Raw genomic sequence first — 13,516 nt, 5'->3', positions numbered from 1 at the left:
GGCCCGCGCTCACCGCCCGGGCGGCCCGTCCGCCGTCACCCCGCCCGGGGCTGCCGCACCCGCACCCGCACCCGCAGCGGCCGTGCCCGCCGTGCCTGCCCTCCCCACACCCCTGCCACCCCTGCCGGTCCTGCCACCCCTGCCACCCCTGCCACCCCTGCCGGTTTTGCCGGCCGTGCTGGTCCTGCCGGCCGGGTAAGGGGTGCGGGGGGCCGGTCCGCCGTGCCGCGGGGGCGGGTTCTGGGGTCGGGGAGGCCGGATGAGCAGCCAGGGTGTGCCGCGGGGCGCTGTTCTTGCCGTGGTCCATGAGCCGGTGGCGCTGTCGCCGGGCGGTCCGCTGGTCCTGGAACTGCGCGGCCCGCTGGGTCCGGCGGACGCCGAGACGGTCGCCGCCCGGCTCGCGCAGCGCCACCGTGCCTTCGGTGTCGCGCTGGACAGTCACCGGCCCGGTCACCACACGCTGCGCCTGACCCCGCCCGCCGCGGGCGGGCTTGCCGCGCTGCCCGCGGACCTGCTGGCCGACCTGCTGGCACCGCCCCCGCCGGGCGGGGAGATCCTCCCGGTCACCGGACACCAGCAGACCCTGCTGCGCGCCGCCCTCACCCCCGCCGCCACCGCCACCAGCACCAGCACTGGCACCGGCGGCAGCAGTGACGGCGGTGACGGGGGCGGGGTCGAGCAGTTGTACTGGGACTGGTCCGGGCCTTTCGATGTGGCGCGGTTCGCCGCGGCGTGGCAGTCCGTCGTCGACCGGGAGTGTGTGCTGCGGGCCTGTTTCGACTGGGTCGCCGCGCCGCGTCTGGTGCTGCACGCCCGGGCCGAGGCGGACATCGCGGTGTGTTCCCCGGCCGCCGTCACCTGGCCCCAGCTGCTGCGGCGGGACCGGGCGCGGGGGTTCGCGCTGCACCGGCCGGGACTGCTGCGCCTGACGCTGCTGGCGGCGGAGCCCGGCGGGGGTGCGGGCGCGGCGCCGCCGCGGGTGCTGCTGACCTATCACCCGGCCCTCCTCGACGAGCGGGGTGTGCACCTGCTGCTGCGGGAGTTCTACCGCGCCTACGCCGCCGGCGGCGTCCTGCCGGGCGGGGAACGCCGTCCCGATCTGCGCGACCATGCCCGCTGGCTGGCCGGCCAGGACACCACGGCCGCGCGGCAGTTCTGGGCCCGCGCGGTGCCGCCGCCGCGGGCCGCCACCCGCCCGGGGCGGCCGGGCGGCGCCACCGGGCAGAGCGGGCCCGGTGTGCTGCACACCCGGCTGCGGGCGCCGGAGACCCTCCGGCTGCGTTCCTGGGCCGCGCTGCGCGGCGCCGCCGAGTCCAGCGCGCTGCACCTGGTGTGGGCGCTGCTGCTGTACCGGGCGGCGGGCGTTGCCGGGCCGCTGCCGGTGAGTTTCGGGGTGCAGCTGTCGGGCCGGGACATCGCCCTGCCGGGGGCGGCGGGCATTCCCGGCCTGCTGGACAGCCCGCTGCCGATGACCGTGACCGTCGATCCGGCCGCCCCGCTGGCGGACCTGCTGCACCAGGTCCGCGACACGCTGCTGGACCTGGCCGCCTACCCGTGGGCCAGCACCGAGACGATCCGTGCGTGGGCCCCCCGCCCGCCCGCCGCCCCCGCCCCCGCTGCCGGTCCCGGTCCTGTTGCCGGTCCTGTTGCGGGTCCTGCTGCGGGTGTGGGTCCGCTCTGCGGTGCCGGCGGCACTCTGGTGCGTTTCGACGGCCCGCTCGTGCTGCCGAAGGTCCTGCGCGGCGAACTCGCCGCCCAGGGCGTCCACGCGGACACCCCCCGCAACGCGGCCGGCGCCGCCGGCGGGCCCCTGACCCTCGCCGCCCGGCACGACAGCGCGGGCGGCCTGGTCCTGGGCCTGTTCTACGACCGGGCGCAGCTGGCGGACGAGGACGCCGCCGCCCTGCACTCCCAGTGCGTACGCCTGCTGCGCGCGCTGCCCGAGTTCCGGCAGGCCCAGGCCAGTGCCGGACAGCTGCTGGACCTGCTGGCCCGGGCCGCGGCACCGCGCATGGCCCGGCCCGTGCCGCCCGCGCCGCACCCCGCCCTGACCGTGCTGCGGCCCGGGCATCCGCACGCGGACGTGATCTGCCTGGTCACCGCCCCGGGTGTGCCGGCGGGCAGCTACGACCTGTTCGTCCGCGGCCACCGCGGCCCGGAGGAAATCGTGGCCGTGCACGGTGACGGCGCACCGGGCGTGCTGCACCAGGCATCCGGGCCGGGCCGGCGCCTGGTGCTGTGCGGGTGCGGGCCCGGGGGGAGGGCGGCCTACGAACTCGCCCAGCGCACGCCGCATGCTCCCGGCATGGTTTCGGCCGTGGTCATGACCGGCATCGGCGACGCCGCCGCCAGCGCGTCCGCCCTCGCCCGCGGGGTGCGCTCCGTCCTCACCCCGCCCCCTGAACCCGCCCCCCGTGCCGGAAACTGGTCCCCCCCCCGCAGGGCGTACGTCGTGCGTCCGCTCGCGGTGTCACCGGTGGCCGCACCCGTTCCCGGACCAGCTCCGACCACCAAGATCAGGGATCTGGGCCCGAGCACCAACTCTGGAGTTGAATCGGCTGATGGACATGTCCTCCCGAGAGATCCGCATGCCCCTCAGCGAGGTCGTCTCAGTACTGCAGGACCTGAACGAGTTCGTCGTTTCCCTCGACCGACTTGGATCGCGCCAGGCATCCGGAACCGCTGACGAGTACACCGTCGGCACATTTCATCGCCGACTGGGATGTCGCTCGGCGATTGGCCCGCGCCCGACGCGTCATCAGCGTTGCGCTGGATGCACAACTGAGCGAGGAAGACAACGCCGAGATCGACGCCCTGTGCGACCAGGGCCGCTTCTACGGCACGGACAGCGCCATCGGCCCCTCCACTGACCAATCCAGCTGAGACGGCAAGCGCATCGGACCGGACCAATCGAGGCGGGGATCGGTTCGGTACGGGACCAGGCACCCGACCAACAAGATCACGATCTGCAACTGGAGTACTAGTGTCCTGCGCCAGTAGTTGATCGTTAGAAGTTGCGTGACTTCTACTGCTGGTGCGTCAGCTCCTCGTCGGGGCCCGAAGCTGGAACCGTTGCTGCTGTCTGATGACGAGCGGGCGGTGTTGGAGCGGTGGACGCGTCGGGCTACATCGGCCCAGGCGCTGGCCCTGCGCGCGCGGATCGTGCTGGCGTGCGCGGGCCCGGAGGTGCCGCCGATCGTCGCGGTCGCCCGGGAACTGCGGGTGACCGCGGACACCGTCCGCAAGTGGCGCCGACGCTTCCTCGCCGAGCGGCTGGACGGGCTGGCGGACGAGCCCCGGCCGGGCCGGCCGCCCACCATCAGCGTCGATCAGGTGGAAGCGGTGGTGGTCACCACGCTGGAACAGCTCCCGAAGAACGCCACCCACTGGTCGCGGACATCGATGGCGCAGCACAGTGGTCTGTCGAAGTCGACCGTGGGCCGGATCTGGCGGCAGTTCCAGCTCAAGCCGCATCTGGCGGACACCTTCAAGCTGTCGACGGACCCGTTGTTCGTGGAGAAGGTCTACGACGTCGTGGGCTTGTACTTCAACCCGCCCGAGGGTGCGGTGGTGCTGTCGGTGGACGAGAAGTCGCAGATCCAGGCACTGGACCGGTCCCAGCCGGTGCTGCCGATAATGCCGGGCATGCCCGAGCGGCGTACGCACGACTATGTGCGCAACGGCCTGACCACGTTGTTCGCCGCGTTCGATGTCGCCACGGGTGAAGTCATCACTGCCCTGCACCGCCGGCACCGGGCCGTGGAGTTCAAGAAGTTCCTGATCCGGATCGACAAGGAGGTGCCCGCGCACTTGCAGGTCCACCTGATCGTGGACAATTACGGCACCCACAAGACACCCGCGATCAAGGCTTGGCTGGCCAAACACCCGCGGTTCGAGCTGCACTTCACCCCGACCGGCTCGTCCTGGATCAACCAGGTCGAGCGGTGGTTCGGCTACCTCGCCCACCAGATGATCCGCCGCGGCGCACACAAAAACATCCAGGCCCTGGAAGCCGACATCCGGGCATGGGTCAAGGACTGGAACGAAGCCCCCAAGCCGTTCGTCTGGACCAAGACGGCCGAAGAAATCCTCGACTCCCTCGCCCGCTTCTGCCGACGGATCTCTGGCGCAGGACACTAGTACTCCAGCAGCACTTTGACGTTTTCCCTGTTCAGGGGCGGTCTGGGTGAGTGTAGAGGGCTGATGACCGGCCTGTGTTCTCTTTCCCGGGCCGCCCCTCGATCGTGTGCAGCCGCCGCTGATAGTGACAGCGGCGGGCGACGGCTTGGCGTCGTCTGCGCCAGTGTGACCACCTCAACGCGCGTGCGCTGATGAGGGGCTGGTGAACGGCGGTGGATGAGTGGCCAGTTGCCAGGAGCCGCCGAATTTCTGCCACGGTGAGGGGCGCGAGGCAGGAACCGTTTCTGCTGCCCCTTTTGCCGCGGCGTCGACGGCCATGACGGCCAGAAAGGCATGCGCCAGCATGGCCAGGGTGATGTGCCGCATCCAGCCGGTGTAGCGGCGGACTTCGTACTGGTCGAGGCCGCATTCGTTCTTCGCGGCCTGGAAGGCTTCCTCGATGGCCCAGCGCGTCCCGGCGACGCGGACCAGGTGCTCGATGGTGGTGCCGAGCGGTGCGTAGGCGAGGTAGTAGGCGATCTCTTCGGGCTTGCTGATGCTGCGGCGGGCCAGTGCCCACCGCTGGTGGGTGGGCATCTCGTCGTCGAAGTCCTCGATGGGCGTGATCTGCAGGGCGGCCCAGTGGTAGACGCGCGGGCCCTTGGCACCGTCACCGCACGAATGCCTCTCCCACGCTTCGTCGGGTGCTTGGGAGAAGAGGTGGTCGATGCGTCCGAAGTGGGGCACCTGCTGGGACTTGGGAACCGCGAGTACATACCCCAGGCTGGTCTCCTCCAGCATGTGGCGCAGCCGCCATTCCTGGCCGTAGGCGGCGTCCGCGGTCACCCATGCGATCGGCAGCGGTGAGGCGATCGCCCGCAGCACCATGGCCTTGGCCAGGTCGGGTTTGGTGGCGAAAGTCCGCTCGTTGGGGATGTGGGCGGCGCGGCAGCGGTCGCGGTCGTCGGTCCAGGTCTTGGGCAGGTACAACTCCCGGTCCACCAGGGCGCGTCCACGGGTGGTGGCGTAGGCGGCGAACACGCCGATCTGGCAGTTCTCGGTGCGGCCGGCGGTGCCGGAGTACTGGCGCTGCACGCCGGCCGAGGTGGTGCCCTTCTTGAGGAAGCCGGTGTCGTCGAGGATGAGGATCCCGTCGGGCTCGCCGAGCCGTTCGGCTACGTAGTGCTGGAGGTCGTCGCGGAGCTCATCGGCGTCCCAGCGGGCGCCGTTGAGAAGCCGCTGGAGGCGGTCGGGTGTGCGGTGTCCGGCGTATTCGGCCAGCTGCCAGCCGTTTTTGCGGCCGACCGGGCCCAGTAGTCCACGGATGTAGTCACGCATCCGGCGACGCGGCTCGACACGCCTGAAGCGGTGGCCGGTACGCAGGAACAGTTCCTCGAGTTCGTCGTTCCAGATCTCAACTGCACGCTCGTCGATCACGCAGGGAGGCTGCCCGGACCGCTGTCACTATCAGCGGCGGCTGCACACGATCGAGGGGCGGCCCGGGAAAGAGAACACAGGCCGGTCATCAGCCCTCTACACTCACCCAGACCGCCCCTGAACAGGGAAAACGTCAAAGTGCTGCTGGAGTACTAGCCTGCGCCGGGTGATGACAGCTGATGACGTGTTGTTCGTCCTGGCCCTGTTGCAGCGGGCGGAGGCCGGCGTCTGGGTCGGTGGCGGATGGGGGATCGACGCTCTGATCGGCGAGCAGACCCGAGACCATCGCGACCTGGACCTGATGCACCGGCAAGACCAGGAAGCCGCCGTGCTGGCGGCCCTCTCCGCGGGAGGCTTCGTGGAGAGCCTGAACTGGAGACCCATCCGATTCGTCGTGAAGGCTCCGGACGGCCGGGAGATCGACCTTCATCCGCTGGTCTTCAGTGATGACGGCTCAGCAGTGCAGGCGTCACCCGAACCGCAACGTCCCTTCGTCTATCCCTCCTCCTGCTTCGTGACGGGCACCATCCAGGGGACGCCCATCCCGTGCTTGTCCGCCGAAGCAGCAGGTCTACTTCCATCAGGGATACGAACCAACGGAACGTGACCGGCACGACATGGCAGAACTTCGCCGCGTCTTCGGGATCGCCACGCACTTTTGACCCGCGTCGAAGCGGTGTCAAAACTCACCGACATGCTCGCGCTCACGGAGCATGAACCGATGTCAGAACTCATCGGCATGCGCTGCTGCTTGTCATCGGCATAACCACTTCTGGTCGTTCGGGGCGTGCTGACGACGTTTCGAGAGGGCCGCCCGGCGGCCGGCTGCCACCGCGCTGGCAGCCCCGCGGCCGGGCGCCACCGCCGCTGAGGCGGACCGGGCCCGGTCCGGCCCGCAGCCGCAGCGGCGGACGGGCCGCCGCCGTCCGCCGCCGGCCCGCAGTATCCCTCCCGCCGCTGCCCGCCCCCGCCGCGACTCGCTGCGGGGGCGGGGGGCGGGTCTGTCAGGCCGTGAACAGGTCGTAGGTGGAGCTGTGGCGCGGGCCCGCGAGGACGTCCAGCTGGGGGTCGACGGTCAGGACGGCCTGGTGGAGGCGTTGCAGCTGGGGGGAGGGTTCCACGCCCAGGTCCTCGATCAGCCGCACCCGCAGCCGGCGGTAGACCTCCAGCGCGGAGGCCTGCCGGCCGGAGCGGTAGAGCGCCACCATGGCCTGGGAGTGCAGTCCCTCGTGCTGGGGGTGACGGGCGGTCAGTTCGATGAGCTCGGCGATGAGTTCGGCGTGCCGGCCCAGCCGCAGGTCGGCGTCGATGCGCCGTTCCACGGTGACCAGCCGGCTCTCCTCCAGCCGCACCACCTCGATCTCCAGGACCGGCCCCAGCCGTACGTCGACCAGGGCGGGGCCCTGCCACAGGCCCAGGGCCGCCTTGAAACGGGCGGCGGACACCTCGTCGTCACCGCTCTCGAAAGCGGCCTGGCCCTCCCTCGTCAGCCGGTCGTACTGGTGCACGTCGACGCAGTCGGGCGGGATCTGCAGCAGATAGCCGCCGTGCCGGGTGGCCAGCACCTCCTTGGCGCCGCCCGGCGCACCGGGCCCCATCGCGGTGCCCAGCCGCCGGCGCAGCTGCAGGATGTAGGTCTGCAGCGTGGTCAGCGCGCTCTGCGGCGGCTGTGTCGCCCAGATCTCCTCCATGAGGGTCGGGACGGGCATCACCCGCCCGGGATACAACGCCAGCAGCGACAGGATCTGCCGCGGCTTGCCCGCGCTCGGAACGATGGATCCCCCGTTGACCTCGGCACTCAACGGACCCAGAACCTGAATCCTCACGGTCTCCTCCGTATTCCGCATTCCGTATGTCGTCGAGCTCCTTGTCCCGTTCCACTTTGTTGGCCGGAAATCCGCGCCGCCGCTCACGCTAGCCGCGGCCGTCCCCGTCCAGCGTTTTCCTGGATCCGTTCTCGAGCGGACTTCCAAGTCCGGTGCCGCGTACGGCGTTCGGCGCGCTGGAGAACGTGTGTACGGCCGCTCGAAGAGAACTCCTGATTCCGCTGTCGCCGCACTCCACACGGCTACCGTCGTCCCTCTTTCCCGCGCGCCGGCGCGGGGCCGGCCGGATCCGTAATCACCGCCACCGGCGCAGTCAAGACACCATGTCCCCGCCCCGCCGCATACGCGCCGCACCGCGCGCCGCCCGCGCCGCCACCCGGCCCCGCCGCCCCCTCCGCCCGCCCGCCCGCACGGGCGGCAGCTGGCCGAAGCGTTTCCCGTTCACCGAGTTTCTGCGAATCGGTGATTCGCCCGTTGCTGGGCGAAGGTCCCCGTCTCACTCGCTACCAGGAGGTATCAATGCGGGGTAGACGCTTCAATGCCACCGGCCCCGCAGGACGGGGTCTTACGGTCGGCTCCACGTCCGTTTTCTGTCTCCGGGCCACTCCCGGCGACGTGCCGCTTCACGAGCGCGGCGAGGTTCAGTGCCGCGTTCTCATCCCGGTCGAGGACGAGTCCGCAGTGGTCGCATGCGTACATCCGTATCCGGAGAGGCAGTTTGGGTGTCACTGCCTGGCATCCGGAACACGTCTTGCTGCTGGGGAACCAGCGGTCCGCCACTTCGAGCGTTCCGCCGTTCCACCGGGTTTTGTAGGCGAGTTGACGCCGGATCTCGCCGAATCCGGCGTCGGCCACGACGCGGGCGAGTCTGCGGTTCTTGAGCATTCCCGAGACGTTGAGGTCTTCCACCACGATCGTGCCGTACTCGCGGGCCAGGGGGGTGGTGAGCTTGTGGAGCGCGTCCCGCCGCAGGTTCGCGGTGCGGCAGTGCACCCGGTTGCGGGCCGCATCCGCGCGCTGCCAACGCTTCGAAGGCTGCTGCCCGGTGCGCCGGTCAGGGCCCAGACGGCGGGCGGCCGTACGGGACAGGCGGCCGAGCTTGCGGCGCGCGGTGTCGTAGTGTCTGGGGTTCTCGGCGGTCGGGCGGCCGTCGGAGAACACCGCGAGGTGCTTGATGCCCAGGTCGACGCCGATCACCGTATCCGCTCGGGACGGGGTACGGTCGGTGCGCTCGACTTCGCAGGTGAAGGACACGAACCAGCGGCCCGCCTCGCGGCGGACGGTCGCCGACTTCACCACCGCCGTGCCGGCCGCGATCCGGCGGTGCAGCTTGCGTGTGGACTCATGCGTCCTGATCGTTCCCAGGACCGGGAGCGTGACATGCCTGCGGTCGTCTTCCAAGCGGATCGTGCCGGTGGTGAACGAAGCCGACGGCGTGGTCTTCCGCTTCGACTTGTAGCGGGGAAAGCCCATCCGCGGGCCCTTGCGCTTGCCGCGCTTGGAACCGGACCAGTTCTCCAAGGCCCGGGCGAGCTGATCCAGCCCGGTGGCGTACGCCTCCTTCGAGCACTCCGCCCACCATGGCGCCACCTCCCTCTTCGCTGTGTTCCAGGCCTTGCGCAGGGAATACATCGACCAGCCGAACGACGGCGTCAGATCGGCCTCGGCCATGCCGTAGGACCGTTCCGCCTCCCGCTGCCCGAGGTTCGCTTTCACCTGCGTAATACCCCAGTTGAACGCCACCCGGGCCGCACCGGCATGCCGCAGCAGCGCCCCGGCCTGACCAGGCGTCGGGTCCAGTGCAAACCGGTAGGCATGCCTGACGATCACCCGGTCAGGCTACCGGCCACCACCGACAACACCCCTGCCATCAACGGAAGTTGAGAAACACTGAGATTCGACGACGAAGCCCACAGCAGTTAAGAACCCCCGCCCCCGCACACACCCCCTCACGCGCCTTTGCCCCGCCGTGTGCAGTGCTCTTCGAGCGCAGTGAGAGCGGTTCTTGAGCCCGGTGGCCGACGGTGTCCCCACGACCGGAGGAGGGGGTATGGGCACGCCGGAGCACCACGAGCCCGTCCTGCGCGTGGAGCGCGGGCAGGCCAGCGACGAGGAACTGGCCGCACTCACCGTGGTGCTGCTCGCGCTGCGCGCGGGCGGCGCGTTCCCCGGCCGGGGCAGGCCGGTCAACGGCTCCCGCTGGTGGCGGCCCCGCACCCGCCGGGCCCCGCGCAGCTGGCAGTGACACCGCCCCCGCACCCACCGGGCCCGGCGGTGATGCGGAACTACCCGCCCCAGAAAGGGACCTGACATGGCATTGACCACCGCCCCCGCCCGTACCCAGGGCCCCGCCCCCACCCCCGCCCAGGGCCCGGCCCCGGCCGACATCCGCGGGCGCGTGGCCGAACTGCACGCGATCCGCGAGGCGGCGCTGCGAGGACCCAGCGAGAAGGCGACCGAGGCGCAGCACGCCAAGGGCAAGCTGACCGCCCGGGAGCGCATCGCCCTGCTGCTGGACGAAGGCAGCTTCCAGGAGGTCGAGCAGTTGCGCCGGCACCGGGCGACCGGGTTCGGCCTGGAGGCCAGGAAGCCGTACACCGACGGTGTCGTCACCGGCTGGGGCACGGTGGAGGGCCGTACGGTCTTCGTCTACGCGCACGACTTCCGTATCTTCGGCGGTGCGCTGGGCGAGGCGCACGCCACGAAGATCCACAAGATCATGGACATGGCCATCGCGGCCGGCGCGCCGCTGGTCTCCCTCAACGACGGTGCGGGCGCCCGCATCCAGGAGGGCGTGAGTGCGCTCGCCGGCTACGGCGGCATCTTCCAGCGCAACACGAAGGCGTCGGGCGTCATCCCGCAGATCTCGGTGATGCTCGGCCCGTGCGCGGGCGGCGCCGCCTACAGTCCCGCGCTGACGGACTTCGTGTTCATGGTCCGCGAGACCTCGCAGATGTTCATCACCGGCCCCGACGTCGTCAAGGCGGTCACCGGCGAGGAGATCACCCAGAACGGGCTCGGCGGCGCCGACGTCCACGCGGAGACCTCCGGCGTGGCGCACTTCGCCTACGACGACGAGGAGACCTGCCTCGCCGAGGTCCGCTACCTCCTGTCGATGCTCCCGCAGAACAACCGCGAGAACCCCCCGCACACCACCCCCCACGACCCGCCCGGACGGCGCGGCGAGTCCCTCCTGGACCTGGTCCCCGCGGACGGCAACCGCCCCTACGACATGGCGAAGGTCATCGAGGAGATCGTCGACGACGGCGACTGCCTGGAGGTCCACGAACGCTGGGCCCGCAACATCATCTGCGCGCTGGCCCGCCTGGACGGCCAGGTGGTGGGCATCGTCGCCAACCAGCCGCAGACCCTGGCCGGCGTGCTGGACATCGAGGCCTCCGAGAAGGCCGCCCGGTTCGTGCAGATGTGCGACGCCTTCAACATCCCGATCGTCACCCTGCTGGACGTGCCCGGATTCCTGCCCGGGGTCGACCAGGAGCACGGCGGGATCATCCGGCACGGCGCCAAACTGCTGTACGCGTACTGCAACGCGACCGTGCCGCGGATCTCGCTCATCCTGCGCAAGGCCTACGGCGGCGCCTACATCGTCATGGACTCCCAGTCCATCGGCGCCGACCTCACCTACGCCTGGCCCACCAACGAGATCGCCGTGATGGGCGCGGCAGGCGCGGCAGGCGTCATCTTCCGCCGGCAGATCGCCCAGGCCGCCGACCCCGAGGCCATGCGCGCCCGCATGGTCAAGGAGTACAAGGCCGAACTCATGCACCCCTACTACGCCGCCGAACGCGGCCTGGTCGACGACGTCATCGACCCCGCCGCCACCCGCGAGGTCCTCATCCGCTCCCTGGCCATGCTGCACGCCAAACACGCCGACCTGCCCTCCCGCAAACACGGCAACCCCCCGCAGTAACCCCCGCCCCCGCCCCCGTCCCGCCCCGGACTTCCCCGCCCCGGACTTCCCCTTTCCGCCCCCCTTCCGCCCCTTCCCGTGCCGGGAGCAGACCCGGCGGTCTGCTTTGCGGGCCGCCGGGTGCGGCGGGCGGAGCCGGGGCCCGGCCCCTCCCCGGAGGGCGCGGACCGGGGGATTCCGGCGCCCCGGCGGCCTGCCGCCCGTCCGCCGCCGGTCCGTCACCCGATAGAAACAGCACGAACGGTCTAGTATTGACAGACCGGACGTGCTGTTTTGTAATCGTGGGTGCGGCACGGCACACCGACCAGGGGAGACGGCGTGGACATCGACGTACTGGGCGCACTGGCGGTGCGGGAGAACGGGGTGTCCATCACCCCGACCGCGCCGAAACCGCGGCAGGTCCTGGCTCTGCTGGCGCTCCACGCCGACCAGGTGGTGCCGGTCGCGGCCCTCACCGAGGAGCTGTGGGGCGCGGCCCCGCCGCGCAGCGCCCGCACCACGCTGCAGACGTACGTGCTGCAGCTGCGCGAGCTCCTCGCGCAGGCGCTGGGGGACGACCGGGCCGCCGCCAAGGACGTCCTGATGACCCTGCCGGGCGGCTATCTGCTCGCCTCCGGCGGCGGCAGCAGTGACGTGCGCGCCTTCGAGCGGCTCGCGGGGGAGGGCTACCGGGCCATGGACCAGGGCGCCTTCGCCGAGGCGGCCCGCACCCTGGGCCGGGCGCTGGCGCTGTGGACGGGGACCGCGTTCGCCGACGTCCAGAGGGGGGCGCAGCTGGCGATGGAGGCCCGGCGGCTGGAGGAGAGCCGGCTGTGCGCGCTGGACCAGCGCATCGAGGCCGATCTGCGGCTGGGCCGCCACCGCGAACTGCTGCCCGAACTGACCGTGCTGACCAGCCGTTACCGCACCCACGAGAATCTGCACGCGCAGTTCATGCTGGCCCTGCACCGCTCGGGGCGGCGCAGCGAGTCGCTCAGCGTCTACCACCAGCTGCGCGCCACCCTCGATGCGGACCTGGGCCTGGAGCCCTCGCCGCGGCTGCGGCGGCTGCAGCACTCCATCCAGACCGCGGCGCCGGAGGCGGCACCGGCGCCCGCCCCCGCCGACGGCGCGGGCCCGCCCGCACCCGCACCCGCGCGGGTGCGCTGACACGCCGCGGACCCGCGCAGGGCGGCCTTCGCAGGGCGGCTCATTCTTTGGGCGGAGGGCCGCGGCGGCGGCTGGTTCCCGGGAGCCAGTCACCGCCGGCGCAGATCACCACGGCCGGGGATGTGGCGGGGTGCCGGCGGCGCCCACAATGCCACAACGGCCACCCGGGATACGACCCTTGGAGACGCCCACCATGACATCCGTCCCTCAGCCGCCCGCGGCCTCGCCGACGCCCGTGGCCGACGTGCTCGCCGAGCTCACCGCGGTGCTGGCGGGCATGATGCGCATCGAGCCGCAGACGCTCGACGCGCAGGAGCCCTTCCGGCTGCTGGGCCTGGACTCGATGCTGTCGGTCGAGTTCGTCGCGGCGCTCAACGCCCGCTACGGCACCCGGATCGCGGCCACCGCACTGTATGAGCACCCGACGCCCCAGGCACTGGCCCGGCACGTCGCGGCCGAACTCGGCACCCCCCGCCCCGCCACACCCACACCCACACCCACACCCACAGACACGGACACGGACACAGCCACAGTCACGGAGGCAGACGTGGCCACGGCCACGGCCACGGCCGTGGATACGGATGTGGCTGAGGTGGCTGTGGAGGCGGTCACCGACACGCTGCGGGAGCAGCTCGCCGGGATCCTGCACTGCGGGCCGGGGGACATCGACGTGAGCGCGCCGTTCGCGGCGCTGGGGCTGGACTCGATCCTGGCCGCGGAGTTCCTGGCCGGCATCAACCGCACCTACGGGCTCAGCGAGCAGGCCGACCTGCTCTACGACCAGCCCGACCTCGGGGCCATGGCGGCGTACGTCAGCGCGCGGGCAGCGCACCACACGCCCGCGCCGGGCCGCTTCGGCGCGGCTTTTGCCGTCCCGGCCGGGCAGGCGGGGCCCTCCCCGGCGGGCCCGGCGCCGGGCGGCGCCCAGGTTCCGCCGGCGGGGGTCGATCTGGACGCGCTGCTCGACGCGGTACGTGACGAGGTGCTCAGCATCGACGAGGCGGCCGCCCTGCTGGCGGCCCGCTCCGCCTGACGGACCGTCCCAGACGAAGGG

General features: G+C 71.5%; 10 protein-coding genes and 1 pseudogene. 8 read left to right on the top strand and 3 right to left on the bottom strand.

Features of this window, described 5'->3' with window-relative positions; translation table 11 throughout:
• Nucleotides 1-259 precede the first annotated feature (259 nt).
• From OG798_RS01625 to OG798_RS01615, 3 genes are all read left to right on the top strand, one after another.
• The gene (locus OG798_RS01625) at nucleotides 260-2,686 is read left to right on the top strand and encodes a condensation domain-containing protein (protein WP_328755982.1); all 2,427 of its coding nucleotides are present in this window, start codon (nucleotides 260-262) and stop codon (nucleotides 2,684-2,686) included.
• Nucleotides 2,656-2,883 carry a hypothetical protein gene (locus OG798_RS01620; protein ID WP_267060028.1) on the top strand — a complete coding sequence of 76 codons (228 nt, stop codon included), beginning with the start codon at nucleotides 2,656-2,658 and terminating at the stop codon, nucleotides 2,881-2,883. Before OG798_RS01625 ends, OG798_RS01620 begins: the two co-directional genes overlap by 31 nt.
• A 135-nt stretch (nucleotides 2,884-3,018) precedes the next feature.
• Complete coding sequence (locus tag OG798_RS01615; protein WP_438948367.1) at nucleotides 3,019-4,140, top strand: IS630 family transposase; 1,122 nt, start codon at nucleotides 3,019-3,021, stop codon at nucleotides 4,138-4,140.
• 174 nt (nucleotides 4,141-4,314) lie between these two features.
• On the opposite strand, the gene OG798_RS01610 is transcribed toward OG798_RS01615, so the two are convergent.
• On the bottom strand, nucleotides 4,315-5,556 hold the full coding sequence (locus OG798_RS01610; RefSeq protein WP_443053689.1) for an IS701 family transposase: 1,242 nt from the start codon (nucleotides 5,554-5,556) through the stop codon (nucleotides 4,315-4,317).
• A gap of 169 nt (nucleotides 5,557-5,725) precedes the next feature.
• On the opposite strand from OG798_RS01610, the pseudogene OG798_RS01605 reads away from it, so the two are divergent.
• Nucleotides 5,726-6,218, top strand: a pseudogene (locus OG798_RS01605) (nucleotidyltransferase domain-containing protein).
• A gap of 342 nt (nucleotides 6,219-6,560) precedes the next feature.
• Here OG798_RS01605 and OG798_RS01600 read toward each other — a convergent pair.
• Together OG798_RS01600 and tnpB are read right to left on the bottom strand one after the other, a co-directional pair.
• On the bottom strand, nucleotides 6,561-7,382 hold the full coding sequence (locus OG798_RS01600; RefSeq protein WP_054231258.1) for an AfsR/SARP family transcriptional regulator: 822 nt from the start codon (nucleotides 7,380-7,382) through the stop codon (nucleotides 6,561-6,563).
• 516 nt (nucleotides 7,383-7,898) lie between these two features.
• Nucleotides 7,899-9,212: an IS607 family element RNA-guided endonuclease TnpB gene (tnpB, locus tag OG798_RS01595; protein WP_328755981.1), complete on the bottom strand. Its 1,314-nt coding sequence runs from the start codon at nucleotides 9,210-9,212 to the stop codon at nucleotides 7,899-7,901.
• 220 nt (nucleotides 9,213-9,432) lie between these two features.
• Between tnpB and OG798_RS01590 the strand changes: the two genes are divergently transcribed.
• The 4 genes from OG798_RS01590 to OG798_RS01575 all read left to right on the top strand — a co-directional run bounded on the left by OG798_RS01590 (nucleotide 9,433) and on the right by OG798_RS01575 (nucleotide 13,495).
• Nucleotides 9,433-9,627 (top strand): acyl-CoA carboxylase subunit epsilon, encoded by a 195-nt coding sequence (locus tag OG798_RS01590; RefSeq protein WP_095849933.1) that lies wholly within the window; start codon nucleotides 9,433-9,435, stop codon nucleotides 9,625-9,627.
• Between the two features lie 66 nt (nucleotides 9,628-9,693).
• On the top strand, nucleotides 9,694-11,313 hold the full coding sequence (locus OG798_RS01585; protein WP_328755980.1) for an acyl-CoA carboxylase subunit beta: 1,620 nt from the start codon (nucleotides 9,694-9,696) through the stop codon (nucleotides 11,311-11,313).
• A 318-nt stretch (nucleotides 11,314-11,631) separates the two neighbouring features.
• Nucleotides 11,632-12,462, top strand: coding sequence for an AfsR/SARP family transcriptional regulator (locus OG798_RS01580; RefSeq protein ID WP_267060024.1), 831 nt, complete (start codon nucleotides 11,632-11,634; stop codon nucleotides 12,460-12,462).
• Nucleotides 12,463-12,655: 193 nt separating this feature from the next.
• Nucleotides 12,656-13,495, top strand: a complete 840-nt coding sequence (locus OG798_RS01575; protein ID WP_328755978.1) for a phosphopantetheine-binding protein — start codon at nucleotides 12,656-12,658, stop codon at nucleotides 13,493-13,495.
• Nucleotides 13,496-13,516 lie beyond the last annotated feature (21 nt).

This window comes from Streptomyces sp. NBC_00271 (genome assembly GCF_036178845.1).
Lineage (GTDB): Bacteria > Actinomycetota > Actinomycetes > Streptomycetales > Streptomycetaceae > Streptomyces.
The sequence above is the reverse complement of the archived record's forward strand: the minus strand, read 5'-3'. Positions and strand labels throughout refer to the sequence as shown.